Raw genomic sequence first — 25,274 nt, 5'->3', positions numbered from 1 at the left:
CTCAATGAAGGGACTCGGTACGGCGCTTAGCCACAGCTTGCTCCGATACCTGCGCACCAGTCTCGCCAAAGCGCTTCAGTACGAAGCTGCTCAGCGCAGCCAATTCCTGGTCGGAGTAAATGGTCCCGAACGACGGCATGCGTCGATCTACCCGGGTGTCGGTCGAACCATGCCCATTTAGCAGGATGCCCAGCAAATTACTGGCGGCAGGATCGTTGACCGTCTTTAGACCCCGTAGCATGGCAGTCTGACTCTGGTTTCCGGTCCCGTCCCAGCGGTGACAACTAGAACAGGCTTCGGCGAACAGTTTATTGCCAAGGGCATTGTCGCCCCCCTGCGGTGCAAGCTTAGCCTGCTGCGGACGAGCCACACCTTCGCTGCGCGCCGGTGAGTCCTTGAGATAAACGGCGATCGCGTGACGATCGGCGTCGGTCAGATGGCTCAGACTGTGCTCCACCACCTCCGCCATCGGCCCGGTGGACAACCCGAATCCTGGCGCCGCGCCGTCCTTCAAGTAACGCGCCAGCACGTCCGTGGGCCAGGCACCGACGCCATGTATCGGGTCAGAGCTGATGTTGTAAGCGTTCCAACCCTGTATCAGGTTACCGGCAAGCGAACGGTCTTTGCTGACAGCTTGGAACAGGTTCCGAGGCGAATGGCACTCACCACAGTGGCCAGGACCTTCCACTAGGTATTTGCCTCGATTCCACTCGGTAGAGTGCTGGGCCTCGGTTTCAAATTGCTTGTCGTCCAGGAACAGCATATTCCAGAAAAACATCCCCCAACGCTGATTGAACGGGAAGTTCAGCTGGTTCTCTTGAGCCACCTGCTCGATTGGCTCCAGGCTATCGAGATAGCTTTTGATGGCCAGGATGTCGTCACGCGACATCTTGCTGTAGGACGTATAAGGGAATGCTGGATAGTAGTGTTTGCCATCGCGCCCCACGCCGGTTCGCAGCGCGCTAACGAACTCATCATCAGTCCAGGCTCCGATGCCAGTTTGCTTATCTGGAGTGATATTGGGCGAAAAAAGCGAGCCGAATGGCAGCTTAAATTCGACACCACCGGTGAAGGGTTTACCACCGGGCACGGTATGGCAAGCCACGCAATTTGCAGCGCGCGCAAGATACTCGCCCCTGGCAAGTAAGTCCTCCTGCGCATACGCAAACTGCGCCACCAGGAATCCGCTAGCGAGCAATAGCCAACTTGTTATCAAATTCATGAGTAACTCCTCAAACCGGATAGTAGCCAGCACGGCTAAGTGGTAACCGACGAATGCGCGTACCGGAAGCAGCGTAGAGAGCGTTAACCAAAGCTGGACCGATCAGCGCAGTACCGGCTTCCCCGACTCCGCCCGGTGCTTCCAGGCTAGGCAGCAGGTGCACCTCAACTGCTGGCGCCTCACTTATGCGCAGCTGCCGATAGTTGTGGAAGTTGGTCTGCTGAACCTGACCGTTCTCGATAAGAATTTCGTTGAACAACGAAGCAGACAGACCGAATAATGTCCCACCTTCAACCTGCGCCAAGACCGACGTCGGGTTAGTCGCGAAGCCGCAGTCCACAACACTGATCAAGCGTTTAATGCGCAAGCCAAATTCACCCTGCATCTCAAGCTCAACGAGAGTTGCTACATAGCTGCCAAACACCGAACTTACTGCCACACCCCGACCCTGCCCAGCAGGTAAAGACTGGTACCAGTCACTCTTCTCAGCAAGTAAGCGCAGCACCGCCTGGGCACGTGGCTGGTCCGCCAACAGCTCCAAACGGTAGACCACCGGGTCGGCCTTGGCATTGTGCGCCAGCTCATCAATAAAACACTCAAGGGCATAGGTCCCCCGCAGAGGGCCGACGCCTCGCCACCAGGACACGGGCACGACACTCGGCTCCTGGCGGATATAGCGAACCTGCAAATGCGGCAGGCGGTAGATGGGTTCCACCGCGACTTCAACGGCATCGGCATCCACGCCGCTGGGAGGCAAGCTGCCGGCATAGCGGGCGAGAATCGAGGCACCAGCGATACGGTGTTCCCAGCCCAGCGGACGCCCCTGCTTATCGAGGGCGGCTTGCATACGATCGGCATAGAGCGGCCGATAGAGGTCGTGGGTCATGTCCTCCTCACGGCTCCAGACCAGCTTGATCGGGTAATCGACCTGACGCGCGATGGCCACTGCTTGGGTGATGAAGTCGAACTCCAGACGCCGGCCAAATGCCCCACCGATCAATTGATTGTGCACCTGGATTTTTTCCAAGGGCAGCCCGGTGACTTGGGCGGCCGTCTGTTGGGCGAAGACCGGCACTTGGGTGCCCACCCATAGCTCGCACGCATCTTTACGCACATGGGCCACGCAGCTCATGGGCTCAAGCGGCGAATGCGACAACAGCGCTTGCTCGTAAACGGCCTCGAACTGGCTGGAAGACCCCTGTTTGGCTTGCTCAATATCGCCTGTGCGCTTAGCGACCACGCCATCACGGCTACTTGCGGCTAGCAGCTCCTGGTCCAGTTGCTTTGATCCGATAGTAGCGTTCGACCCAAGTTCCCACTCGATCTTTAACGCTTTGATGGCCTGCTGGCAGGCCCAAAAGTTACTTGCGGTAACGGCCACGGCATTGTCCAAACGCACGATGTCGCGCACCCCTAACACCCGTCGCGCCTCAGTTTCATCAACCGAACGCAGCCGTCCGCCATACACCGGACAGGTGATGCTGGAGGCCACCAGCATCCCAGGGATTTGCAGGTCAATGGTAAAGCGCGCCTTGCCGTTGACCTTCGCGGGCGTGTCCAGGCGTTGCGCGGGAGTGCCCAACAGCTTGAACTGCTCGGGGGTTTTCAGCGGCACCGCGTCGGGCAACGGCAGCGTCGCAGCGGCCTCGACCAAATCGCCGTAGTCAGCCTGCAGGCCTTTGGGGCCAAACACCTGGCCATTCTGCGCATGACACAGGCTCGGCGCGACGCGCCATTGCAGCGCTGCCGCCTGAATCAACAGAATGCGCGCTGTAGCGCCCGCCCGACGCAGCGGCTCCCAGGTGTAACGGGTAGAGGTCGAGCCACCAGTGGCCTGAAACTGAAGCAGGGTATCGGTATACAGTGCGGAGTTCGGTGGGGCCTCCTGGATTACTACCTTATCCAAATCGACCTCAAGCTCCTCCGCCACCATCATTGCAATACCAGTTTGCGCGCCCTGACCCATTTCAATCTTCGGCGAGATCACCGTGACCACGCCATCTGGGCCCACCCGCACAAAGGCCCCGAACCCCTCAGCGGAGCGATCACCCAGCCGGCCTAAGGCAGCAGCCTCGGAGGCAGCGCTTTTGGACACCAACGGCGGTAGCCAGGTACTCAACACCAAGCCGCCGACCGCGATACCGCTGCCTTGCAAGAGACGGCGACGGGACATATCAACATTCATTTCGATTGTCTTCTTCATCTCACGCCTCCTCTACACGGCCAACACTGTGGATGGCTGTGCGAATACGGGTGTAGGTGGCGCAGCGACAAAGATTGCCTGCCATTGCAGCATCAATCGCCTGATCGTCTGGCGCGGGCTGGCTCTGCAGCAGAGCAGTGGCCGCCATGATCTGCCCTGACTGACAGTAACCGCATTGCACCACCTCATGCGCCAGCCAAGCCTGTTGAACGGCTTGACCGACAGCAGTCTCACCGATGGCTTCAATGGTGGTGATTGAGCGGCCCGTCAAAGCAGCAACAGGGGTCACGCACGAACGTATCGGCTGACCATCAAGATGCACGGTGCAAACGCCACACTGAGCAATACCACAGCCGTATTTTGTCCCGGTGAGGCCAAGCACATCGCGTAAGACCCAAAGCAGAGGCATATCCTGCGGCACGTCGACTTGGTGCGACTGTCCATTGATGATTAGCGTTTGCATCTTCATTCCTCAGACTAGTATTTTTAATGCCGACAACCTTAGTTATCGCTTTAATCATGTGGGTGCGGTATGGGAAGCAGGCCAAAACAGCCTCATACGTTCACGAATTAATCCGCCTTAAACGGGCAACCAACCACCCGGCCAGCGGAAAGGAGACAAGCTGGGTGATTGGTACCAATACCAGCACCTCCACCAATACCATTACTGGGAAACTCAAATCACGGGTCAGCGGGGCTAATATACTCAGCACCAACAAAAGCGTTGGGTAAAGCCCCAAGCAGCCAACCAGTACACGCCAGAACGCGGCGTTTATTTGATGCGAGCGCTTACTGCGTGCGTGCATAATCCCCCCACAGGCATTACTTGTACTTAGTGGCCTGGATCTTTTTAAATAAAAAAGCCCTACCAGCAAGGAGCTTGAGCTGGCAGAGCAAAAAACACTGTCATTCCAACAACAGGCAATCAGTCTTCACTTACCCGAACCACTAGCTTGCCAAAATTACGCCCCTCTAGCAGGCCGATAAAGGCCTTAGGCGCCTCCTCTAGACCACTCACCAATTCTTCACGATACTTAATCCGGCCCTGCGCAAACCAGCTTGACATATCGTTAAAGAATTCGTCGTAGCGGTGCGCGTAATCATCAAAAATAATGAAGCCTTGGACTTTAATACGCTTACGCAGAATAGCCCCCATCAAGGCAGGCGAGCGATCTGGCCCGTCGGGTAAAGCGGTATCGTTGTAGTGCGCAATAATTCCGCAGACCGGCACTCGGGCCTTGGCATTGAGCAGCGGCAGCACAGCATCGAAGACTTTTCCACCGACATTCTCGAAGTAAATGTCGATACCCGACGGGCAGGCCTTGGCCAGTTGTTCGGCGAAGTCCGGCGCTCGATGATCGAGGCAGGCGTCGAAACCTAGCACCTCGACAGCATGCCGGCACTTTTCCGCCCCTCCGGCCACACCGACCACGTGACAGCCCTTGATCTTGCCGATTTGCCCGACAGTCGCACCGACCGGCCCGGTAGCAGCCGCCACCACCAGCGTTTCACCCGCCTGCGGCCGACCAATATCCAGTAAGCCCATGTATGCGGTGAAGCCTGGCATTCCAAATATGCCCAATGCATAAGACGGCTGCGCTGGCGAATCGCCCAAAGGGGTCAGGTCGCTGCCATCAGACAGCGCATAGTCCTGCCAACCACTAAAAGACAGCACCCAGTCATTCACTTTATAGGCATGATGCTTTGAGGCAACCACACGACATACAGTGCCCCCCACCATTACTCCGCCCACTTCGACAGGAGGGGCATAGGACGGCGCATCACTCATGCGACCACGCATGTAAGGGTCTAGCGATAGATAGATAGTACGCAGAAGTACCTGCCCCTCTGCGGGTTCAGGAATTGGACCTTGTTCAATAAGAAAATTCGCTTCGACAGGCGCACCATGTGGACGCGATGCCAGAACAACGCTTCGATTGATTTGCTTTGATTGAGACATCTTCACACTCCTTGGATGGCGGGGAAAAACAACCGCATCAACGGAAAAATTAGACCAGTCTGCTATTTTTCACATAAAAAAGCCACCCTACCGAGGCGGGAGGGTGGGCGATCTCGTAATCACGCCTCCTCAGGGACCAGCATCATCAGAGTAGTAGCCATGGCATTTTCTAGCGACCGACTGTTACGGTGCAGCTTGCTCAGCAGGCTTGCACCAAGCCAAAGCTGGTATAGCGCCAAGGCCGTTCGGTAAGCATCACCTTGCGGCAAAGAACCGTCTAGTTGACCCTGCTCAAGACAGCCAGAAATACGTTCAATTATCTGATCTGTTCCGTCACGGAGAGTGAGGCGCATAACCTCCGAAAGATCTGCAACCTCAGCGCTCAGTTTAACTACAAGACACTTTTGCTCATCGCAGGGCTTACAATAGCTTTCAAGCCATTTCTGCCAATATCCCATAAGCCGCTCACGGGCTGTATTGCCGGTAGCGGCAAATCGTTCATCCATGTTCGCCAGATAATTGCGAAAGTAATCCTCGAGCAAGCACTGCCCGTACTGCTCCTTGGATTTGAAGTAATGATAGAACGAACCTTTTGGCACACTTGCGGCTTGCAGAATCTCGTTAAGCCCAACACCCGTGAACCCCTTAACCACCATCATTCGGTGACCCGTATCGAGCAAATGTTGGCGCGTATCATCGTAACGTGGTTTCATCAGTGCAAGCTACCATAAAATAGACCAGTCGTCTATGTGAGATTTTTGCTCCAGAGATTGTAGCAATTGTTGATGGCCGCCGCAGGTCTAAACACCAACCCACGCTCGGCATCCTCATAGCGCCGCAGTACACGCAAAGAACCAATCCTAAGCCTCCCAAAGCTCCTTGGATTTCTGTGGGCGCACTCCTCTCTCGCTAGAAGACAAGCATCGAGATGCAGATCTCAAAGGACTCGGAGCGGACCGTAAGTGCTATCGGAGCATTCAGCCCACCAGAATAGTAGACTGGTCGCATATTGACAGATACAATTTCTTGCCTACTCGTTGCGAGTCCGCAAATTAACTATCGATAGCCTCAGACAATGCACATTTCCCTTACCGAGATCACTCAGAAGGCGTAAAAATGATGATAAAACTTCACCACCTCAATGACTCAAGGTCGTTTCGTATTCTGTGGCTGCTGGAAGAAATAGGCCAACCATATGAAATTATTCGGTATCAGCGTGATAAAAAAACACATCTAGCCCCCGAGACACTGAGGGGCATTCACCCCCTAGGCAAATCTCCAGTTATCGAGCTTGATGGAAAAATAATTGCGGAGTCAGGCGCGATCGCAGAAATCCTGATAAAAAAATTCGCACCTCATTTAGCACCAACAGAAAGCTCTGCAGAATACCTTGACTACTTACAATGGATCCATTTCTCAGAAAGCTCGGCAATGCTTCCGTTCTTACTGAAAATATTTAATGAGTTTGAAACACAATCTGGAACCGAACTAAAATTCCTTAACAACTACGCCGAAGCTGAATTCAATAAAGTTTTTTCCTATCTAAACAACCACTTGAATAACAAAAAGTTTTTAATCGAGGAGAGACTCACAGGAGCAGACTTCATGCTGGGATTTGTGGTGAAAGGCGCGCTCAACCTGCTCAAATCCAAGAGCGAATTTCCACATATTGAAACCTACATTAAAAACCTTGAAAACCAGAAAAGTTACAAGCTAGCGCTGGATATAGACGCGAAGTGAGTTTAGCTTTTTAACAAATAGCTGTGGCAGACTCTCAAACTGCCATGGCTCTCACCATCATGAAGCTAAGACCACCAAAGCTGACATCCTTCAAGTGACGGAACACTGGAGTGATGATCAACCTGCTTAAAAGCTTGTCAGTAACCAGGCTTAAAAATTTACTCAGCTAACGATGAATACGGCTGTTACGTCAGAGCCAGACCGGGCGTCGCTTCGCAGCTACACAATAGCAAGCACAGGCTTACATGTTGGAGCTTATTGAAAAATGACCCAAGAAAAATTTATGTTTTTGTGTCCCAGTGGCAGTGGATAAGCTTGGCAGTAGTATCCCGATTGAAGTCGCATCGACACCCACTGCAGGTAGGCATGCGATTCAGAGCGACGTATATAACGAGCCTACAGAAGCGAGCGGTAAAGTAATTTTGAATAAGTTCTAACACCCTTTCCAATGATCAATAGCCAGTTCAGTTTTGTGAAAACACGCTTCCCTAGCCTGGCAAAGGACACGGCACATCTGGCGACGCGATTTGCAATGTCGAATCTGTGGATGGCATTCCGACATTTAGCGAGCGATACAGGAGAGGTGTGCCTGTAATATAGGGAATAGCCACCGCGAGGTTCTCACGGCGGCTAATAAAGATAGGAATGAGTGAGTGATCTGAGCGTTTTGGATCAAATCGGCACTTTCAAAATTGAAGGCAGCCGAATTTTACAAAAAAATATGACTACCTCAGACCACCCCTAGCCGGGCCTTCCAAACATCGCAGAGCCTTGTTTTATTCTCGAGCTCCCTACTAAAAAAGCAACAGATAACACTTTAAGCATCGAGCACTGCAAATACTTCTCCAGCAGACTGAATCGCCGCTAGTGCAGCAGGAACTCCGGCAGCTATACCTATTTGGATAATTGTGTCAATAATTTCCTGACGCGAAACACCGGCACGCAAGGCTGAGCCAATTCGCAGTTTCAGAATGGGAGCAGCAGTTGCTCCTAGCGCAACACATCCAGCTACCATAATGAGTTCTCTGGTACGCAGATCTAACGAACTCTGCCCATAGACATCGGCAAATTCCCACTCCATAACAAATCGGCCTATAGCAGGAGCAAGGTCCTTTAGCCCGTCCAAGAATTCACTAGAACGCAGCCCAGTGATCTCCTCAAACGCCGCCTGGCCAGCAAGGAAACGCTGATCGTTGACTGATACAGTTTCGGGGGCTTTAGCCATTACAGAAATCCTCCTAATTGATTTGAAATGCGCTTCAGTTTGTCCGCAACATGAATAATTACCGGATGGTAATTATAGGGCAAAAAATCAACCGATCAATAGTTATTTACCAATCAGTAATTAGCGAGCGTGGTGCGACATTTCACTGCAAAGCGTCCCACCTTGTTTACCAAGCGATTGTCTATCGTTATGCTGAAAGCATGATCAGATCACCACAATCGAAACGCAAATGTGCCCCCGCCGAGACGATCGACGACTCCTCGAGGCCAACGCCAAACAAACGCAAACGCATGCCCCCCCAAGAGCGTGAGAGGGAGATTATTGAAGAGGCGGTACGCTTTTTCGCCGAGGTCGGATTCGAAGGTACCCTACGCGAGTTAGCCGAACGCCTTGGAATCACACACCAGAACCTGTTTCGTTATTTCGCAACGAAAGAGGCGTTGATAGATAGAGTGTACCAAGAGGTCTACCTTAGCCGCTGGCAACCTGAATGGGAGGCAATGCTAAAGCAGCCTGGAAAGACCTTGGAAGCGCGATTAATCGACTTTTACAAGGCATATTTGCCTGCGATCTTTCGATATGACTGGGTTAGGATTTTTATTTTTGCAGGACTCAAGGGCGTCGGCATCAGTCAACGTTATCTTTCCCTAATCCAGACCAAAGTGATCGAACCAGTGGCGATGGAATTACGTGAGCTTTCCTGCGAAAAGCCACCCGGTGAGACCTTATCGTCGGCTGAGCTTGAAGTTGCATGGGGATTACACGGTGAATTATTTTATCTTGCCCAACGTCGCTGGGTATATGACATGACAGTTCCGGAAGATCTGGATCGTTTTATCGAAATATCTATCATTCGCTTCCTGCATGGAGCACCTGCTGCCATGCAGGCATTGACGCGCGACGGAGCTAACTAAAAGTTGCGACGCCAGCTCACACGATTAAATCGTCCCGCTCACGCGCACCGCCAATCACTCCGACGGCTCCTATAACAGTACCGTCGCGAAGCAACTGTATTCGCCAAGAATATATCGCAACTGCCCCCCCTCCCCGTTCGAACTATTTATAGCGAAGAGTGGTCCGCCTGACTGAATATATCGAGCCATATCTAAAGGGCTAATACCGAACTCACCAATCCGGATATGCGCGATTAAATCCTCTCCAGCGTCCTCCACCGCAATCCTCATCGGCTGATTGATTCGCTCAGTCTTAAATTGCGCCGCCGCAATAGACTAAAGGGCATTATTCAGACTCAACATCAATGAAGTCCTTTGAGTATGGATACCATTAAATATCATACACTCTGGCGAGAGTGCTAATAAGCACGGTACTCAAGCGTGGCGGACATTAGAACTGGGATGTCCCGATCCGTAGGGCATCATAAATGCCGCCAACACTGCACCTATTAATGTAACCACAGCGATCGCTGCCAAGGTATCGGCATGCGCCAAAATCTGAGATTGAAGCCGCACATTACTAGCTAGTAGATGCAATGCCTGTTCCGTCGCCTGATCACTGCCGCTGGACCGCATACTGACTGCCGAGATAAGGGCATCCAGCCTCGCTGAAACAGCGGCCGAGGATGTGCTCACATGATCCATAAGTACATTAGATCGGGTTTGCTCACGTACTCGATCCAAAGTGCTAACCCAAGCCAAACCCGCCGTACCGCAGATACTGCGCATAACATTGAATGCCATAGCAGCATGCAATCCCTCGCGCGGCAAAAGATCACCAACATACAAATACAGTAGTGGCAACAAGATCAGGGGCAGCCCTAAGCCCTGCAATATCTGCCCAATGCGCAACTCATCGCCCTCCCATGAGCCGTCGATGTTCAAGCTGTCATGCAGAGCACCCGTGGCGACCAATACGCCCCCCAATACAAGTAAACGACGGGGACCTCCCAACCATTTCCTATCCAAGCACACTACCGCGCCCGCAAAACTAATCAATTGCGGCCAGCCTGCATCCCACAGCACCGCTCCCAATTCGCGCGGATGATAGCTGTGTATCTGTATAAGGAATTGGGGAATCACATAGCTGCAACCTGTCACAGCGACACTGAAAGGCAAAATTCCCAAAATGCCCAGTACTATATTGCGTCTCGACAGCAGTTCTACATTAAGCAGGCGATCATGCCTCACTCTGACCACGTGATATATAAATCCGCATATGGCAACCGTACCGGCGAATAGCAACACTCTAATTGGGGTTGCCTGTAACCAATCAAGCCGATTACCCTGATCGAAAGCACAGGCGAGCATGCCAAGCCCGCCAACGAACAGGAGCATTCCAAACCGATCCATATGAAGCAAAGGCCGCAAACGCAGTCTTTCGCGCGGCAGACCATAGAAACCCGCGATCAATGCGAATATGCCAGGCAGAAGGTTTGCGAGAAACAGTGCGCGCCATCCCCAGTGGTCGAGCAGCCAGCCTGTGATTGCAGCGGCCAACTGCGGGGCCAGAGTCGAGGCGGAGATATACAGTGCCAAAGCAAGAGCACGATGCCTAGCCGGTAGAGTTCGCAATAGCGCAACTATCGCCATCGGTAATAGGACCCCGCCGGCCATACCCTGTGCAAAGCGAACGATGATCTGAGCAGCATAAGGAGGGCTGAACGCCATTAATACCGAGGTAGCCATAAAGAGCAACGTTGCCCCTAACAACACCCGTCGAAGTGATAACGCAGTTGCCAACCAGCAGCCAATCACCACGCCGACTACATCTCCAGCGGCATAAGCTGAAGAAAGCAAAGTACCTTCGTCAACCCCCAGGCCTAAACCACCCCGTACATCGGCAAATCCCAGCACAACGTATCGGGCACCGAGCACGGTCATCCAGGCTGCAGCAATAGCGGCCACGCAGGCCGAAAAACGCCGACGATCCCATCGAATCAAAGATCCGGGAAAAAGTCGCGACTTCAGCCGACTATTCACTTCTGATACGGCAAGGCCTAAAGAGTCACTCACACCCGCCCTCGCAGCCAGCCGGTTAACCAATCAATAAAATTTCCTGAACTCAGTCCGGTTGATGTGTGAATGGTCGTAGTAACGGACATACCCGGGAGCAGAGAGGACTGCGAATCCTGACTCGGGTCAAGTGTGATCTTCACCGGAAAACGCTGAACTACCTTAGTGAAATTACCTGTCGCATTGTCGGCTGGAAGCAAAGCAAACTGCGCCCCGCTGGCAGGCTGAAGACTGTCAACCTTACCTTCGAATGCTCGGCCAGGCAGACTGTCAACCAAAATAGTAACGCGCTGTCCTGGGCGTATATGCGTTATCTCGCTTTCCCTAAAATTTGCGACCACCCAAACATGTGGCAGCGGAACTACATCGGCGATCAGCGTTCCGGTGCGCACATACATACCAGGACGCACATGACGCTCGCCAATGACGCCATCAACCGGAGACGTGATACGTGTCCAGCCAAGATCTATATTGCGCAGATTCAGACTCGACTGTGCAGCCTGAAGATTGGCTCTCGCCTTGTTTATACTCGCATTGCTCATTTTCTCCCGCTGTTGCGCCGCCATCCACTCGGCGCGCCTCTGGGCAAGATTAGCGCTCAAACGCTTAACGTCTGCATCAATACCATCAACCTGCTGGCGAGACACAGATCCACTTGGCAGTAAAGCATGATAGCGACTGTGATCAGCAACTGCGCGATCCAACTCAGCGTGTAAAGCCCGTAAGGATGCCGCAGCCGCTTCTACTTGAATCTGTTGATATTGCTTTTGGCTGAGAGATTCGACCAGCGCGGCAGCGGCTAAATCAGACTTAGCCTGAGCTTCGGCGACCTTTTCTCGATAATCAGCATCCTGCACTAATGCCAACAAATCGCCAGAACGCACTCTCTGATTGTCGCGGATCGGCACATCCACGAGATATCCTTCAACGTGTGATACTAGCGGGGTCAGATCGGCCCGGACGTAGGCATCATCAGTAGTCACACTGTCCCTGTACGGAATCGGGTACCAGACTGCCACCGCAGAAGCGAACAGCACGGACGATGCCATAGCGAAGCGCCTTGACATTCGCACTCTGGTTGTAACAAGCGGCCAACCCACTATTAACGCCCATCTACTTTTTATTCTGCGACGAGATCTGCACGTCGCATCCCCACTTTTTGCCGCAGATTGTCGGAGCATCTACAACCACCATTAATTACCATTTGGTAATTATAGGTCTTGAGATCGGCAAGTCAACCCGAGTTCAGTTACCGCAAGCACCAGCTGTTACCGATCGAAATCACATCCGAAAATATTTCAGATCTATATCACCTACGTGAACGCCCCACGGTATCGACTGCTGTCGGGGATTTGGCGTGCTCACTTTTGGCTCAGCACGCTCATCACTGGAGAGGATCTGCGTATGTATAACCCGTGCCCAAGCTGTAACTCTGGACGCGTCGTCACGAAAAATATCGGTAAACAAACGGGTGGATTAATTGGTGCGGCAGGCGGTGTGGCCAGCGGTGCCGCCGGCGCCCTTTCAGGCGCAGAAGCCGGCGCGGTGCTGGGAGTAGTCGGCGGGCCGGTGGGAATCGCTATCGGCAGCATCGCCGGGGCGATTTTGGGTGGTCTGTTCGGTGGGGTCGCAGGTGGCATTGCCGGGGCCACGCTGGGCGAGCAGATCGATGAAAAAATCCTTCTCAACTATCAGTGCCTGGCGTGTGGCTACAGCTTCAGCGTCAACCGTTAAGTCGTTGTGAACAGGCGTCGTTGGTTAATGAAACGACGCGCTTTTCCCTTCATTCGCAAGGAATCATTCCCATGGCTCATCTCGTTGAACAAATGGCTTACGTTGGCGCCACACCCTGGCATGGTCTGGGCAGTCGCCTCTCCCCCAAACAACCGCTCGAAGTCTGGCAGCACGAAGCGGGCATGGACTGGCGGATTCAGGACAGCCCGGTGCACTTCAAGTCCGACAGCATCGGTACTTTGGGCTCAATTCACACTTTCCCTGAACAGAAGGTGCTGTATCGCTCCGACACCAAGGCCCCACTGTCGGTGGTTTCTCAGCGCTACCAGGTCGTGCAGCCGCGTGAGGTCTTGGAGTTCTATCGCGATCTCACCGAAGTCTCGGGCTACGAACTGGAAACCGCTGGAGTGCTCAAAGGCGGTCGCAAGTTCTGGGCGCTGGCCCGTACAGGACAAGGCATGGCGCTGAAGGGCAGCGACCAGGTGAATGGCTACCTGCTGCTGGCCACGTCCTGTGACGGCACATTGGCCACTACCGCCACCCCGACCACCGTGCGCGTGGTCTGCAACAACACGTTGACCATTGCCCTGGACGGTACGACCAAGGCGATCAAGGTGCCACATAACACCCGCTTCGATCCGCAGGCAGTGAAAAAACAGTTGGGCATCGCCGTCTCCCAGTGGGACGCGTTCATGTACCGCATGCGAGCACTGGCTGAACGCAAGGTGCAGTGGCATGAAGCGATGGGCTTCTTCATGAACGTTTTGTGTGACGTAACCCCCAATAGCAAACTGCCGGAAGTCCTGCCGAACGAGCGCGCACTGCGCAAGGTTCAAAGCCTGTACGAAGGCGGAGGTCGCGGCGCCACGCTGGAATCGGCCCAAGGAACTGCGTGGGGCTTGCTCAATGCTGTGACCGAGTATGTCGATCACGAACGCAGGGCTCGTAGTAACGAATACCGCATGGACTCTGCCTGGTTCGGTCAAGGTGCACAGATCAAGCAACGGGCGCTGGAGGCTGCGCTACAACTTGCAGCTTAGCCCCTGTTTTCGCTGTCTTCATCAACCTCACCCCCTTCTCATTCTTCTCACTCCTTAAAACGCCTGGCCAGCCTCGTGCTGGCCGGGCGTTTTTTATGCCGCACAGGAAAACATCATGAGCACACAAACTCTGCGACACCCCAGCAGCAAACCCCGTCCTGCCTTACGCCTGGTGGGGACTAAACAACTGCCGCGTGAGGACTGGTTGGCCGTGCGTAAACAAGGCATCGGCAGCTCGGATGCTGCCGCTGCCGTGGGCCTGAACCCTTACAAGTCCCAGCTGGAGCTGTGGCTGGAGAAAACCGGGCGTGATGAATCACTGCCCAAGCTCGATCCGCAAGACGAGGAAAGCCCGGCTTACTGGGGCAACATTTTGGAGCCTATCGTGGCTGCGCATTACACCAAGCGTAGCGGTCACCGGGTGCGACGGATCAATGCCGTGCTGCAACACCCGGCTCCGCAGTTGAACTGGATGCTGGCCAATATCGACCGTGAGGTGATCGGCGCATCAGAAGTGCAGATTCTCGAATGCAAAACCGCCGGCATAAACGGCGCACGCCTCTGGAAGGAGGGTGTGCCCGAGTATGTGCAGTTGCAAGTCATGCACCAGCTCGCCGTCACCGGCAAGCAGGCCGCTGATGTGGCGGTACTGCTCGGTGGTCAGCACCTGGAAATCCATCGCATTGAACGCGATGAACCACTGATTGCTCGGCTGATCGACCTGGAGCGGTTGTTCTGGGATTACGTCGTCAGTGATACCCCGCCGCCGGCAGACGGATCTGCCTCGGCGGAGCAGGCGTTGCGCTGCCTTTACCCGCAGGACAGTGGGCAAAGCCTGGACTTCAGCCATGACACGAGGCTCTGTACGACCTTTACCGAACTACAGAGCGTGCGAGAATCGATTGCTCTGCAGGAGAAGCAGGAAGCTCAGCTCAAGCAAACGTTGCAACAGGCCATGGGCGATGCCAGTCGGGCGATCTTCGCAACTGGCTACATCACTTGGAAGAAAGCCAAAGACAGCGTGGCCCTGGATATCCCCCGTCTGCTGAAAGAAAAGCCCCATCTGCAAGTGCGCTACTCGACCACCAAAACCGGCAGTCGGCGTTTTCTGCTGGCCTGAACGTTTGTTCGCTCCTCCCTTATTCCCATGCCCTTTCTCTCCAGCGCCACCCTGGCCGTTTGCGCGGTCTCGGTGGCGTTTTTAGTTCAGATACAGGGGAACTCCCATGCTCAAAGGTTTAGCCATCACGCCCCCGATTTTGGGCCGCATTTCCATCGGCAAGGTCGTCGAAAAGAACGGCAAGCGTCTGCCGGAAAAGGACGATCAATTCACCCTCACCTCCCAAGTACAGAGCCGCGACGGCTGGTTACTGCATCCACTCAACGAGGAGCTGCGCAATGGCCAGGACGGCAAGCTGCGCAGCATTCCGATCCGGCTGCTGTTCAACGAGCCCGACCTCAACTTTCGGGCTGACTATAGCCTGTTCGACCGTAACACCGGACGACCAGTCTGTGTAGGCAATGGTGAGACCTGCAAGCGTTTGACCAAGGACGGCATTCAGTCGTTGCCCTGCCCTTCACCGGATGGTTGTTCATTGGCTCAAGGCAATGCCTGCAAGCCTTACGGCCGGCTGAACGTGGTGATTGGCGATGACGATCCGTTGGGCAGCTTTGTCTTTCGTACCACGGGCTACAACAGCATCCGTACCCTGGCGGCACGCCTACATTACCTACAAGCCATTTCCGGAGACCGTCTCGCCTGCCTGCCGCTGGAGTTGCGTCTTCGCGGCAAGTCCACCCGCCAAAGCCACGGCACGCCGATCTTCTACGTGGACATCACCGTGCGCAGCGGGTTTAGCCTAGAAGACGCCTTGCTGGAAGCCAAACAACTGGAGGAAACCCGGCAAGCCGCAGGCTTTGATCAGACCGCCTTGGATCACGCGGCACAACAGGGCTTTAGCAACGGAGCTTTTGAAGACAGTGATGAGGACACCGGGGCCATCGTCGAGGAGTTCTTTCCCGCAGCTGAAGATCAGACCAGCAAGACAGAAGCAGCCCCCAAACCAGCGGCCCCTGCCAAAACCTCACTGGTACAAAAACTGGAATCCAAATCCCTCCAAAGCGGCAGCGACCACTCTGCTCGCGCCCACTGATTACGCGTCCAACCTGACCCAATGTCCTCCAATTCAAGAGAATACCCATGAAATATCACAAGCTCAAAGCCGGTGAAACGACCGGCACCTATGTCATGGAATCACCGGTCACCGAGGCCGACATCCTGCAGATGGCTCAACAACTGGCAATGAGTCGCCTGTCTAAAGGCCGGGCACTGACTGAGCCCAAGCAGGTCTTCAGCCACCTGCAAACACTGCTGCAGTACCACGAGCACGAAGTCTTTGCTTTGCTACTGCTCGACACCAAGCACCGGGTAATAGGCTTCAGGGAGCTGTTCAGAGGCACGTTGGACGGTACCAGTGTGTACCCACGGGAAGTGGTCAAGATCGCTCTAGAACATAATGCCGCGGCCGTAATTATGGTTCACAACCATCCCTCCGGTGATCCGGAGCCCAGCCAAGCCGACCGCACGCTCACCAACATCCTCAAGAACGCTCTGAACATGGTCGGCACACGAATATTGGACCATGTGGTAGTGGGCCATGAAGGCTGCGTGTCGTTGGCGGAACGGGGTTACCTGTAACTCCTAGGCTCACACCGCCCGATTAGACTGCCCTTGGCTGATGCCTGGGCAGTCATCGGCACGGTACCCGATCACTTATTTTTTGTCGTGATCCAGCGGTTGTACTTAACCTCGGCTTTATTCAAAACCATGGCCGCCATCCACAAAGCCCTTGGTAGCCGACTTGCAGAGAAAACTTGTTCGGTGGAAGAACACAGCTGCCCAACCAGGTCCTCACGATTTAAGTGGTAGTAAGGATTACTCGGAATTCCGACCAAGTGCTGCCACGCCCCCGGTTGGCCACGTTATGGCGAGCCGGGGCTGCTATGCGACCGTAGAGCTGTACTGCACTGCATTTGCCCGAATATGACGCCGAGTAAATGGCGAGGTCTAGAGGTGTACCAAGCGAAGAGGAGCCCCACATAGCCACTGTCGATTAGGTACAACGCCATGCATTAAACGACACAGAATGTCGCATGGCTGGTGGAGGATAGCTCTCAACACCCCAAGTCAGCACCCTAGGAGCTCCCCATGAAAGAGTTGGTCTGCTTTACCATTGGATTGGTTGTTGGTGCTGTGGTGATGAAGAAAAGCCAGGCGATCGACGAACTGAAGAGGGAACTAGACCGCGAAAAATTCCGTAACAGACCTTCGAACGGGACTGAGCAGACATGAAGCTTCGGCCATCCGCTCTTGGCGGGCAGAACAAAATAGTGTTAAAAAGCCATTAATGGAATGTTCGCCAGATATGTGACGCCAGCGAACCATCAAGGTTGATTCGAGCACAGTTCCCTCATGTCAGATCCCAAAGACAGGCTATTCAGGCACTTGGCCCTGCTGCGCCTCATCCCGCGCGCGCCCAAGAGAATTTCCACCACCGAACTGCTGCAAAGACTCAAGGCCGAGAATTTCGACATTGACCGTCGGACCTTGCAACGGGACCTCATCGGCCGCCTCGCCCTGGACTTTCCACTGCTCTGTGACGAAAGCCAACGCCCGTATCTCTGGAGCTTTCCCAAGGACACTCCACAATTCGACTTTCCGGCACTGGACACCCCCACCGCACTGGCATTCGTCCTCGCCGAAAGCCACCTGAGCAAGCTGCTGCCGCCCAGTGTGCTGAGCCTGCTGGCGCACCATTTCGACCTGGCGCACCGGCAACTCCAAGGGCTGGAACATAATAACCTGGCGCACTGGGCCAAACGCGTACGCACTCTGCCCAACGGCAAGGCGCTCCAGCCCGCCGAAGTGGACTCGGCCATCTGGTCCCAGGTGGCGACTTCCCTACTGGAAATGCGACAACTGGAGATCGTCTACCTCAGCCGCAGCAAAGGCGAGCACAAGACCCTACGCATACACCCCGCTGGCATGATCTCGCGCCACTCCGTCAGCTACCTGATAGGTACTGTCGAAGGCTACACAGACGTTCGCCAATTCGCCCTGCACCGCATCCAGCAGGCTGCGTGCCTCGATGCGCCGACCCGCGAACAACCCGACTTCGAGATCGATCATTACATCCAGAGCGGCGGCTTCAACAGCCCCGGCCCGATCAAACACCACGAACTGATCGCCGACGTATCCCCGCATATCGCCTGGCTGCTGAACGAAACCCCGCTTAGCCCCGAGCAAAGCCTGAAGCCGTTGCCAGGCAGCGACTGGCAACGCCTGCGCGCGCGAGTGCCGGACGATCAGGAAACGCTTTGGTGGGTGTTCGGGTTGGGGGAGAGCGTTCACCTGCATGAGCCCAAACGTTGGGTAGATGTAATCAAAGAGAAGCTGACAAAAATGAGTGGGCTGTATACGCAACCCATGCAACACCACTCGGCCACCATTACCGATGCACACGCCTGCCAGGAGGCTCCATGAAGTCCCACGACACTTTTACGCCTACTTCAACCGCGAGCGTGCAAGACGACAGCAGAGACGAAATCAAGCGGGATATCGGGCGCACCGCAACGGCACTTTCCACGAGTGAAACCGTCAGCCGCTATGGCAGTGCCAATGCCGAGTTCGTCAAAGCCTATAGAGGCGTCGACAATGAAGCCGGGAAAGTACTGAGCAAGGGCCTGAAAGGCATCAGCCAGGAAAAAACCGGCGTCAAACAACGAGCGGGCTGGGCTGGCGAAGTTGCCGGTACCAGTCGTGACAACGCCGAAGCCATCATCAACAAATCTTCTGAGCGCACGATTCGCAGCGATGATTTGAAGCATTACGGCATTGATACCGATTCCAAGTACCGCGAAGCGGTGGATCGGGTCCGCGTGGATGAAAACGGCAAGATCATTTACGAAGCCCAGACCAAGTTGGAGGCCAGCGGAAACAAGGTTGCCAACCAGGTTAGTCATGAGGATCACAAGTACAGTAAATACTTCGGTAAAAAGCTGGAGCTACCCAGCGAACAGGTCGAAGACGCCAAGACTTACTGTCACAAGCGTGCAGAAGGCTTGAGAAAACACGCACTGCTGGCGGAACAGAAGGGAAAACCGGAGCTCGCCGAACAATTCCGCGACCGTGCCGACAGATTCGACAAGCTTGCCGAAGAAGACATCGTTGACCTTGGCATCACTACCAAGCAGGCCATCGACTACGCTGAAAAGCCGCTGCGCGAGACGGTGAAAGATATCGCCGGTACAAGCCACCGGGCCGGTATAGAGGGCGCGAAGTACGGCGCTGTTATCGGTGGTGTTATTTCGCTGTTGACCAATGCGTTCAACGTCGCCCAAGACAAAAAGCAATTGGGTGAAGCTGCCCAGGATTTAGCCCTCGACACAGTTAAAGCCGGTGCCCTTGGATACACCACGGCTTTCGCTGGCTCCGCGCTCAAAGGTGGCATGCAACAATCAAGCAACCAAACCTTGCGCACGCTCGCCGGCACCAACGCTCCAGCGCTGGCGATCAACATCTGCCTGTCACTGGGCAGTTCGGTGAAACGCTACGTCACCGGCGAGATCAGCGAGGCACAATTACTGAGCGAAGTGGGTGAGAAAGGCGCAGGCATGCTTTCCAGCAGCATGATGGCTGCACTCGGACAATTGGCCATTCCCGTGCCCTTTGTCGGTGCTGCCATTGGCGGGATGATCGGCTACACCCTCTCTTCGCTCTTCTACCAAAGCGCATTGGACGCCGCCCGTGGCGTCGAGCTTTCCCGTCAGCAACTGGCGCGCATCCGTGCCATTGAGGCCGCCGCCCGCGACCAAATTGCCGAAGAACAAGCGCAGTTGGATGACTTCACGCGTCGTGAAATCCCTCAATTGCAGGAAGAAACTAAACGTTTGTTTGCCATTGTGGATGCCGCCGGTAGCGGCAGCGTTGATGCCTTGGCAGCCACTATCAATCGATACGCCACCTTGCTGGGAAAAGAACTGCAATTCCAATCTATTGAGGAATTCGATGACTTCATGAATTCCGACAGCCCTCTGATGCTGTAACCAACCTTACTTGCCCTGAAGATACACCTGAAAAAGGACGATACCCTGCATGCTGCTCAAACTTCTGTCCGAACCGGACCAAAAACATCTACTTGATCTCGCAAAACTGTTGGCCCTAGCTGACAAGCCGCTGCTGTGGGATGGAAAGACATCAGATGAATTTACCTCCAGCACCGACCTCAGTGCGCTTTCCATTCAAGAAGGCGAAAAAGAGCGCGAAATGATCACTGAGCTTGAGCAGTCCATCACACGGCCATCGCTCTCCACTAGCATGTTTGGAAGTGCTTCCACCTCCAGTAGCATGTTTGGACGTTCTTCCCCCGCTGCTTTCATGTTTGGGGGAAAGCCGTCCGATGATGTGGCGGCACAACTCATCGAAGCCCTCAAAAAATATCCAGTTTCCAAAGCGGAAAAGCCTGAAACCCGGGTGCAAGCTGCAACGACCGTTCTGAAAGAATTACTCAAAGACAAGAAATTTGAGCTGCCGACCGCGCCCAAGGTCATCCTTTTCGAGCTGCTATTAGTCGCCCTCCGCGACGGCACGATCACCAGCGTTGAATGGGCACTCCTCAAAGAATTTCAGCTTCACCATCAATTGGAAGACTTCATTTTCGATGATCTCTTGGAGCGTGCAGAAACGCTGAATCAGGAAGTCAGCAAAACCATTTCGATTATTCTTGAATAAGGAAACGACCATGCCCATTCCTCTGATCATTGGTGCTGTCGCAGCCGCTGCCGGTATATATGGTGCGGCCAAAGGCGTCAGCGGCGCGATAGACCACAGCAACGCCAAAGACATTAATAACGATGCACGCTCCATGGTCGATAGCGCCAACCGAAAGGTCGAAGAACAACGCAAGGCCACTAACGCCATATTGGAAGATTATGGCCAGCGTAAGCTGCGTGCGTTCAACGGAGTGGTTGCCGAATTTATCGAAACCTTCGAGCGCCTGAAAAACATCGAACTCAGTCAGAGTCCAGAGCTGGACAAACTGAACGCTGGCGATTTTTCCAATAAAACCCTTGCCGGTCTTCGTCAGGACTACCAGGCGCTCAAGGATGCGGGTCTCGGTCTCGGCGCAGGCATGGGCGGTGGTGCAGCGCTGGCCTTTGGTGCCTACAACGGCACCATGCTGCTGGCCACGGCCAGCACAGGCACGGCCATCTCCTCGCTCGGCGGCGTGGCAGCCACCAACGCCACGCTGGCCTGGCTGGGCGGAGGTTCGTTGGCAGCCGGTGGCTACGGTATGGCCGGGGGCATGATGGTGCTGGGAGGCATCGTCGCTGGACCGGCGCTGGCCATCTTCGGCCATGTTCTGGGTAACAAGGGCGAAGAAGCTCTGAATAATGCGCGCAGCAACCTGGAACAGGCCCGCACCATTCACGATCAAGCCGAGCTGATGACCGGCAAGCTGCGCGCCATTGAGCAGGTAACCTCCCTGGCGAACGCCACGTTCTCCAAGATCAGCTCGCAACTGCGCCGCACCGTGGGCGAGCTGAAAAAAGTCATCGAGAATAATGGCGTGGATTACCGGACCTTCACGGATGAATGCAAGGAGATCGTTTTCCGCTCGGTCAAGTTTGCTCAGTTACTCAAGGCCATGATCGACACTGCGATTCTGGATCAAGATGGCAATCTGGTTCTAGCAACGGAAAAGCGCATCCAAGACGTCGCAGCCGTGGCAAACGGACAGAAAGCGGGCCTGGACGCTCCCTCAGCTTAAAAACAGTGCCCGCGTACCCGCGCGGGCCTTCCTCAAATGCCCCAGTCGCAACCGGCACCGCTTCAAGGCGGTGATACTTTTATATGCATAGCCACACTACGCCCCCCTCCACCTTCCCTTGCACCCAATGCGGCTTGTGCTGCCAGCTCGTTCATCTGGCTGCCGAAACCCAATTTCTGGATCGTGGCGACGGCACTTGCAGGCATTACGATGCACTTGGCAAGCGCTGTACCATTTATGCAGAGCGCCCGGACATCTGCCGGGTGGATCGGCAATACACCATGCGCTACGCTCAGCAGTACACCTGGGACGAGTATGTCACTCTGAATTTGCAGGTCTGCACGAATTTGCAGGCGCAAGAAGAGCAGGCCGTCCTTCTTACGATCAAAACATAAGTAGGGGGTCTACCAATCCGTTGATGACAATAACTCACACATGAACTGCCTCGCCGCGAAGCTGAACAAGTGGGTGGGCATCGGAAAGTTATCACATTGAGTCCCAAGCCGAAGGCACGGACGTTGTTCGTACCTTCATCGAAGATCTTTGGGCTCCCCCCTCCTCTCGCTGACGGTCGCCGCTTAAGGATGGGGCTTTCTGTGTAACCGGGTAGTCCTCACATCAACCCCCTCAATTACCGGGATATACCCGCTCAATCTGCTGATCAAACTCTCCGCCATACCCACAGTACTCACGCGGAACGCGCTCAATATCCTCGGCAATCTGAACGATCACCTCGCGCAACTCCAATTTTTCGCACCACCGAGCAGGAATCGCAGCAGCACCATACTGAACACCCAACAGGTGCCCGGCGATCAGCCCGGTGCTGTCGCTATCGCCACCGTGATTCACCGCTGTGATCACGCCCTCCTCGAACGAGCGCGCTGCCAGAGCGCACCACAGCCCAATAGCCAACGCCTCTTCGGCGACCCAACCGCAACCGAGTTCGCCGATGCGTTGCGGGGTGGGCTTGTAGCCCTCGTAAAAGAAAAAAAGCACGCGTTCGATGAGACTACGTGTTTCTTCCATACCGGGCTTTTGCCCGTAATTGGCCAAGCTTTGAGTGACTGCGTGCTCAAGGCTGTCTTGCCGATCGACAATGCGCTGGAGAATATCGGCAAACAGTCCGGCCGCCAGGTAGCCCGTAGGGTGCCCGTGGGTCAGGCGCCCTGACTGAGCAGCGTAGTCAAAGGCATTGGCAAAGAACGCACAGGGCGCGACACGCATCACGGCGCCACAGCCTTTACTGTTGTTCTCAGCAACTGCGCCCAGCCGCAGACTGGCCTTGAGTGCATTGAGGCAGGTGGTGCCTGGGGCGCGGCGAGACCAGAGCGCAAGTTGCTCGACCAACCACCCGTCCCGACTGACAGGCATCGCTGCCGGGTAATCCTGTGTCATCAACCAGCGCATCAACGCATGATGAATAATGCTGGGGACGTGGCAAGCTCCTCGGGAACTGCCGCGCACATACGCCCGAAGCAAGCCTTCTGCAGTGAAAAGCATCATCTGTGTGTCGTCGGTGATGGCTCCGGTGATGCCGTAAGCCGGGGCAAAATCGATGATTCCTTGTGAACCGAACTTAGCTTCGATTGCAGACCATTCGAGAAACTCCACTGGGGCGCCTAGCGCATCGCCGACGGCACCACCTAGCAGGCAGCCTTTGATCCGTTCAAGTCTGTTCATGCCCTTTACCTCACCCCTCTGCCGGAATCAATTCCTGCAAAATCACCAGCTTTCTTTGCAACTGCTCGATGTGCGCTTTCTCCGCTCGTAGCGCCGAGCGCAGTTCCCGGTTCTCCACTTCCCAAATCCGCGCCCAGCGCACGTCCTTTCGGCAGGCAACCGCCATTCGCCAGAGTTCACGCAACCTCAGGTATTGCAGCAAAAGCACCAGTAGGATTGCCCCCATCATAACCAATGCACCCATCGAAACCGCTTCCGACATACTCATGCCCACTTCCTCCGTGAGTTCGATTTGCCTTCAAGACAATCACACGATATGTAGTGATTTACGACAGGTCTAGAATGTAGACTTATACAGGTAAAGTATTCGCACACATGGAGAGGTTATGAAACGCAAGCAGTCCATCGAACACGTCCGCTGGGATCTGGCACTTCGCTATCGTTTGATTGAGACCGTAGCCTGGTGGGAGGGCCGGCTGACCACGGGACACTTGATCCAGAGTTTCGGCATCAGCCGCCAGCAGGCGTCAAAAGACATCAATACCTACATCATCGAACATGCGCCCCGAAACTTGACATATGACAAGCAGCTCAAGGGCTACGTCCCGAGCACGCAGTTCAAACCGCTGTTCATCGACGACAGCGCCAGTGCCTATCTGCACCTGCTTTATCAGAACAACGAGCGAGCTCCGCACATCGAAGGCCTGGCGCTGGCCTACGCCCACACCAAGGTGTTGGAGGTGCCGGACCGCTCAATCAAGGCGAAGATTCTTCGACCGCTGCTCAAGGCATGCCGCGAACACCTGCGCCTGGACATTGACTACGTATCACTGAACAATCCCGCTCCGGAAGGCCGGCTCATCGCGCCACACACCTTGGTCTATACCGGGATGCGGTGGCACGTACGCGCCTATTGCGAGAAAAACGGCCAGTATCGCGACTTTGTGCTCAGTCGGCTGCGCGGTGAGCCCGAGCTGCTCGGCAAGTCCGAAAATGTCATTACTGAAGACGAAGACTGGAATACCGAAGTAACAGTGGTCATCGAGCCCGACTCGCGACTGACTCCGACACAGAAGGCGATCATTGAAGCCGATTTCGGCATGCTGAACGGCCAACTGTTGATCCCTACTCGCAGGGCGCTGGTGAAGTATGTATTGCAGCGTTATCAGATCGACCCTACAAAAATGGAGCCCCGACCTGAAGCCCAGCAGATCATCGTGAAAAATCTAACTGAACTGGAGCCATGGCTGTATAGCTGATCCACAGATGGGCGAGGCCGGATCTGTGCTTCTGTGCCGAGTACAGCCTGTCCGACCATGCAACGGCACGACCGCGCTACGTGGGCAGTAGCGAAACCTGCAAACACTAGTGCGAGGATGGCATCAAGTCACTCCCCTACCCTTCGCTGGCCGAAGGCAATGCCTGCAAGCCCGCGGACCGAATGTGTTGATCGGCGACGATGACCCCTCTGGGCAGCTCCGTCTTCCGCACTACAGGCTTCGACAGCATCCGCACCACGGCAGCATCAATGAGTGTTGTGCGCTTTATTTTTTCCTGTTCAAGCTGCTGGCAATGCGGCCCGACCAAGTGAACTTGTAAATAGGACTTACGAATTGCGATCGTTAAAAATCGATCGACGTTATTTTTCACGCACCGGGCGCCGACGCTATCA

Annotated in this window: 26 protein-coding genes and 1 pseudogene; 15 read left to right on the top strand and 12 right to left on the bottom strand. The window is 54.8% G+C overall.

The window, feature by feature from the left end:
• Nucleotide 1: 1 nt before the first annotated feature.
• The 6 genes from JQF37_RS21405 to JQF37_RS21380 all read right to left on the bottom strand — a co-directional run bounded on the left by JQF37_RS21405 (nt 2) and on the right by JQF37_RS21380 (nt 6,098).
• Nucleotides 2-1,222 carry a cytochrome c gene (locus tag JQF37_RS21405; protein ID WP_038443637.1) on the bottom strand — a complete coding sequence of 407 codons (1,221 nt, stop codon included), beginning with the start codon at nt 1,220-1,222 and terminating at the stop codon, nt 2-4.
• 10 nt (nt 1,223-1,232) lie between these two features.
• On the bottom strand, nt 1,233-3,425 hold the full coding sequence (locus tag JQF37_RS21400; RefSeq protein ID WP_010562383.1) for a molybdopterin cofactor-binding domain-containing protein: 2,193 nt from the start codon (nt 3,423-3,425) through the stop codon (nt 1,233-1,235).
• A 1-nt stretch (nt 3,426) separates the two neighbouring features.
• Entirely contained in the window at nt 3,427-3,888 is a 462-nt protein-coding gene (locus tag JQF37_RS21395; RefSeq protein WP_010562382.1) for a (2Fe-2S)-binding protein, read from the bottom strand.
• A gap of 100 nt (nt 3,889-3,988) precedes the next feature.
• The gene (locus JQF37_RS31850) at nt 3,989-4,231 is read right to left on the bottom strand and encodes a hypothetical protein (RefSeq protein WP_010562381.1); all 243 of its coding nucleotides are present in this window, start codon (nt 4,229-4,231) and stop codon (nt 3,989-3,991) included.
• A 119-nt stretch (nt 4,232-4,350) separates the two neighbouring features.
• On the bottom strand, nt 4,351-5,385 hold the full coding sequence (locus tag JQF37_RS21385) for an NADP-dependent oxidoreductase (protein WP_010562380.1): 1,035 nt from the start codon (nt 5,383-5,385) through the stop codon (nt 4,351-4,353).
• Between the two features lie 119 nt (nt 5,386-5,504).
• On the bottom strand, nt 5,505-6,098 hold the full coding sequence (locus JQF37_RS21380) for a TetR/AcrR family transcriptional regulator (protein ID WP_010562379.1): 594 nt from the start codon (nt 6,096-6,098) through the stop codon (nt 5,505-5,507).
• A gap of 403 nt (nt 6,099-6,501) precedes the next feature.
• Between JQF37_RS21380 and JQF37_RS21375 the strand changes: the two genes are divergently transcribed.
• Both JQF37_RS21375 and JQF37_RS31460 read left to right on the top strand, forming a co-directional pair.
• Nucleotides 6,502-7,125, top strand: a complete 624-nt coding sequence (locus tag JQF37_RS21375; RefSeq protein WP_169878815.1) for a glutathione S-transferase — start codon at nt 6,502-6,504, stop codon at nt 7,123-7,125.
• Nucleotides 7,126-7,564: 439 nt separating this feature from the next.
• Nucleotides 7,565-7,720, top strand: a pseudogene (locus tag JQF37_RS31460) (IS5/IS1182 family transposase); the annotation flags it as partial.
• Nucleotides 7,721-7,942: 222 nt separating this feature from the next.
• On the opposite strand, the gene JQF37_RS21370 reads toward JQF37_RS31460, so the two are convergent.
• Nucleotides 7,943-8,350 carry a carboxymuconolactone decarboxylase family protein gene (locus JQF37_RS21370; protein WP_010562376.1) on the bottom strand — a complete coding sequence of 136 codons (408 nt, stop codon included), beginning with the start codon at nt 8,348-8,350 and terminating at the stop codon, nt 7,943-7,945.
• A gap of 50 nt (nt 8,351-8,400) precedes the next feature.
• On the opposite strand from JQF37_RS21370, the gene JQF37_RS21365 reads away from it, so the two are divergent.
• A complete protein-coding gene (locus JQF37_RS21365) occupies nt 8,401-9,264 on the top strand; it encodes a TetR/AcrR family transcriptional regulator (RefSeq protein ID WP_233098363.1) in 864 nt (287 codons plus the stop codon).
• Nucleotides 9,265-9,678: 414 nt separating this feature from the next.
• On the opposite strand, the gene JQF37_RS21360 is transcribed toward JQF37_RS21365, so the two are convergent.
• Both JQF37_RS21360 and JQF37_RS21355 read right to left on the bottom strand, forming a co-directional pair.
• A complete protein-coding gene (locus tag JQF37_RS21360) occupies nt 9,679-11,319 on the bottom strand; it encodes an MFS transporter (RefSeq protein WP_127882194.1) in 1,641 nt (546 codons plus the stop codon).
• On the bottom strand, nt 11,316-12,368 hold the full coding sequence (locus JQF37_RS21355) for an HlyD family secretion protein (protein WP_052673020.1): 1,053 nt from the start codon (nt 12,366-12,368) through the stop codon (nt 11,316-11,318). Before JQF37_RS21355 ends, JQF37_RS21360 begins: the two co-directional genes overlap by 4 nt.
• A gap of 355 nt (nt 12,369-12,723) precedes the next feature.
• Between JQF37_RS21355 and JQF37_RS21350 the strand changes: the two genes are divergently transcribed.
• The 11 genes from JQF37_RS21350 to JQF37_RS21300 all read left to right on the top strand — a co-directional run bounded on the left by JQF37_RS21350 (nt 12,724) and on the right by JQF37_RS21300 (nt 22,317).
• Nucleotides 12,724-13,053, top strand: coding sequence for a hypothetical protein (locus JQF37_RS21350; protein ID WP_032902032.1), 330 nt, complete (start codon nt 12,724-12,726; stop codon nt 13,051-13,053).
• 71 nt (nt 13,054-13,124) lie between these two features.
• Nucleotides 13,125-14,093, top strand: coding sequence for a DUF932 domain-containing protein (locus tag JQF37_RS21345; RefSeq protein WP_204149760.1), 969 nt, complete (start codon nt 13,125-13,127; stop codon nt 14,091-14,093).
• Between the two features lie 115 nt (nt 14,094-14,208).
• The gene (locus JQF37_RS21340; protein ID WP_073844651.1) at nt 14,209-15,213 is read left to right on the top strand and encodes a lambda-exonuclease family protein; all 1,005 of its coding nucleotides are present in this window, start codon (nt 14,209-14,211) and stop codon (nt 15,211-15,213) included.
• 106 nt (nt 15,214-15,319) lie between these two features.
• Entirely contained in the window at nt 15,320-16,246 is a 927-nt protein-coding gene (locus JQF37_RS21335; RefSeq protein WP_073844649.1) for a hydrolase or metal-binding protein, read from the top strand.
• 47 nt (nt 16,247-16,293) lie between these two features.
• The gene (gene radC, locus JQF37_RS21330; RefSeq protein WP_073844647.1) at nt 16,294-16,791 is read left to right on the top strand and encodes a DNA repair protein RadC; all 498 of its coding nucleotides are present in this window, start codon (nt 16,294-16,296) and stop codon (nt 16,789-16,791) included.
• A gap of 510 nt (nt 16,792-17,301) precedes the next feature.
• Nucleotides 17,302-17,445: a hypothetical protein gene (locus tag JQF37_RS21325; RefSeq protein ID WP_155678135.1), complete on the top strand. Its 144-nt coding sequence runs from the start codon at nt 17,302-17,304 to the stop codon at nt 17,443-17,445.
• Nucleotides 17,446-17,565: 120 nt separating this feature from the next.
• The gene (locus tag JQF37_RS21320; RefSeq protein WP_073844645.1) at nt 17,566-18,636 is read left to right on the top strand and encodes a WYL domain-containing protein; all 1,071 of its coding nucleotides are present in this window, start codon (nt 17,566-17,568) and stop codon (nt 18,634-18,636) included.
• Complete coding sequence (locus JQF37_RS21315; protein ID WP_073844643.1) at nt 18,633-20,198, top strand: hypothetical protein; 1,566 nt, start codon at nt 18,633-18,635, stop codon at nt 20,196-20,198. Before JQF37_RS21320 ends, JQF37_RS21315 begins: the two co-directional genes overlap by 4 nt.
• A gap of 49 nt (nt 20,199-20,247) precedes the next feature.
• Complete coding sequence (locus JQF37_RS21310; RefSeq protein WP_073844641.1) at nt 20,248-20,883, top strand: hypothetical protein; 636 nt, start codon at nt 20,248-20,250, stop codon at nt 20,881-20,883.
• 10 nt (nt 20,884-20,893) lie between these two features.
• Complete coding sequence (locus JQF37_RS21305; protein WP_106118409.1) at nt 20,894-21,922, top strand: hypothetical protein; 1,029 nt, start codon at nt 20,894-20,896, stop codon at nt 21,920-21,922.
• 83 nt (nt 21,923-22,005) lie between these two features.
• Nucleotides 22,006-22,317: a YkgJ family cysteine cluster protein gene (locus tag JQF37_RS21300; protein ID WP_073844637.1), complete on the top strand. Its 312-nt coding sequence runs from the start codon at nt 22,006-22,008 to the stop codon at nt 22,315-22,317.
• Between the two features lie 232 nt (nt 22,318-22,549).
• Here JQF37_RS21300 and JQF37_RS21295 read toward each other — a convergent pair whose 3' ends face one another.
• Together JQF37_RS21295 and JQF37_RS21290 are read right to left on the bottom strand one after the other, a co-directional pair.
• Nucleotides 22,550-23,602 (bottom strand): ADP-ribosylglycohydrolase family protein, encoded by a 1,053-nt coding sequence (locus JQF37_RS21295; RefSeq protein WP_073844635.1) that lies wholly within the window; start codon nt 23,600-23,602, stop codon nt 22,550-22,552.
• A 10-nt stretch (nt 23,603-23,612) separates the two neighbouring features.
• Complete coding sequence (locus JQF37_RS21290; RefSeq protein WP_073844633.1) at nt 23,613-23,870, bottom strand: hypothetical protein; 258 nt, start codon at nt 23,868-23,870, stop codon at nt 23,613-23,615.
• A gap of 118 nt (nt 23,871-23,988) precedes the next feature.
• Here JQF37_RS21290 and JQF37_RS21285 point away from each other — a divergent pair, with 118 nt between their 5' ends.
• Entirely contained in the window at nt 23,989-24,861 is an 873-nt protein-coding gene (locus JQF37_RS21285; RefSeq protein ID WP_073844631.1) for a WYL domain-containing protein, read from the top strand.
• A gap of 136 nt (nt 24,862-24,997) precedes the next feature.
• Here JQF37_RS21285 and JQF37_RS21280 read toward each other — a convergent pair whose 3' ends face one another.
• Complete coding sequence (locus JQF37_RS21280) at nt 24,998-25,252, bottom strand: hypothetical protein (protein WP_143192535.1); 255 nt, start codon at nt 25,250-25,252, stop codon at nt 24,998-25,000.
• Nucleotides 25,253-25,274: the final 22 nt, after the last annotated feature.

The sequence above is a fragment of the Pseudomonas sp. MIL9 genome (assembly GCF_016887925.1).
In the GTDB taxonomy this organism is placed as follows: domain Bacteria; phylum Pseudomonadota; class Gammaproteobacteria; order Pseudomonadales; family Pseudomonadaceae; genus Aquipseudomonas; species Aquipseudomonas mohnii.
The sequence above is the reverse complement of the archived record's forward strand: the minus strand, read 5'-3'. Positions and strand labels throughout refer to the sequence as shown.

Excerpts from the sequence above, each read along its gene's own strand:
- JQF37_RS21285 (WP_073844631.1), top strand. The coding sequence starts at position 23,989 with ATGAAACGCAAGCAGTCCATCGAACACGTCCGCTGGGATCTGGCACTT.
- JQF37_RS21335 (WP_073844649.1), top strand. The coding sequence starts at position 15,320 with ATGCTCAAAGGTTTAGCCATCACGCCCCCGATTTTGGGCCGCATTTCC.
- JQF37_RS21365 (WP_233098363.1), top strand. The coding sequence starts at position 8,401 with ATGAATAATTACCGGATGGTAATTATAGGGCAAAAAATCAACCGATCA.
- JQF37_RS21405 (WP_038443637.1), bottom strand. The coding sequence starts at position 1,222 with ATGAATTTGATAACAAGTTGGCTATTGCTCGCTAGCGGATTCCTGGTG.
- JQF37_RS21375 (WP_169878815.1), top strand. The coding sequence starts at position 6,502 with ATGATGATAAAACTTCACCACCTCAATGACTCAAGGTCGTTTCGTATT.
- JQF37_RS21385 (WP_010562380.1), bottom strand. The coding sequence starts at position 5,385 with ATGTCTCAATCAAAGCAAATCAATCGAAGCGTTGTTCTGGCATCGCGT.
- JQF37_RS21370 (WP_010562376.1), bottom strand. The coding sequence starts at position 8,350 with ATGGCTAAAGCCCCCGAAACTGTATCAGTCAACGATCAGCGTTTCCTT.
- JQF37_RS21295 (WP_073844635.1), bottom strand. The coding sequence starts at position 23,602 with ATGAACAGACTTGAACGGATCAAAGGCTGCCTGCTAGGTGGTGCCGTC.
- JQF37_RS21380 (WP_010562379.1), bottom strand. The coding sequence starts at position 6,098 with ATGAAACCACGTTACGATGATACGCGCCAACATTTGCTCGATACGGGT.
- JQF37_RS21305 (WP_106118409.1), top strand. The coding sequence starts at position 20,894 with ATGCCCATTCCTCTGATCATTGGTGCTGTCGCAGCCGCTGCCGGTATA.
- JQF37_RS21395 (WP_010562382.1), bottom strand. The coding sequence starts at position 3,888 with ATGCAAACGCTAATCATCAATGGACAGTCGCACCAAGTCGACGTGCCG.
- JQF37_RS21400 (WP_010562383.1), bottom strand. The coding sequence starts at position 3,425 with ATGAAGAAGACAATCGAAATGAATGTTGATATGTCCCGTCGCCGTCTC.
- JQF37_RS21300 (WP_073844637.1), top strand. The coding sequence starts at position 22,006 with ATGCATAGCCACACTACGCCCCCCTCCACCTTCCCTTGCACCCAATGC.
- JQF37_RS21320 (WP_073844645.1), top strand. The coding sequence starts at position 17,566 with ATGTCAGATCCCAAAGACAGGCTATTCAGGCACTTGGCCCTGCTGCGC.
- JQF37_RS21310 (WP_073844641.1), top strand. The coding sequence starts at position 20,248 with ATGCTGCTCAAACTTCTGTCCGAACCGGACCAAAAACATCTACTTGAT.
- JQF37_RS21340 (WP_073844651.1), top strand. The coding sequence starts at position 14,209 with ATGAGCACACAAACTCTGCGACACCCCAGCAGCAAACCCCGTCCTGCC.
- JQF37_RS21325 (WP_155678135.1), top strand. The coding sequence starts at position 17,302 with ATGAAAGAGTTGGTCTGCTTTACCATTGGATTGGTTGTTGGTGCTGTG.
- radC (WP_073844647.1), top strand. The coding sequence starts at position 16,294 with ATGAAATATCACAAGCTCAAAGCCGGTGAAACGACCGGCACCTATGTC.
- JQF37_RS21315 (WP_073844643.1), top strand. The coding sequence starts at position 18,633 with ATGAAGTCCCACGACACTTTTACGCCTACTTCAACCGCGAGCGTGCAA.
- JQF37_RS21345 (WP_204149760.1), top strand. The coding sequence starts at position 13,125 with ATGGCTCATCTCGTTGAACAAATGGCTTACGTTGGCGCCACACCCTGG.
- JQF37_RS21290 (WP_073844633.1), bottom strand. The coding sequence starts at position 23,870 with ATGAGTATGTCGGAAGCGGTTTCGATGGGTGCATTGGTTATGATGGGG.
- JQF37_RS31850 (WP_010562381.1), bottom strand. The coding sequence starts at position 4,231 with ATGCACGCACGCAGTAAGCGCTCGCATCAAATAAACGCCGCGTTCTGG.
- JQF37_RS21350 (WP_032902032.1), top strand. The coding sequence starts at position 12,724 with ATGTATAACCCGTGCCCAAGCTGTAACTCTGGACGCGTCGTCACGAAA.
- JQF37_RS21355 (WP_052673020.1), bottom strand. The coding sequence starts at position 12,368 with ATGGCATCGTCCGTGCTGTTCGCTTCTGCGGTGGCAGTCTGGTACCCG.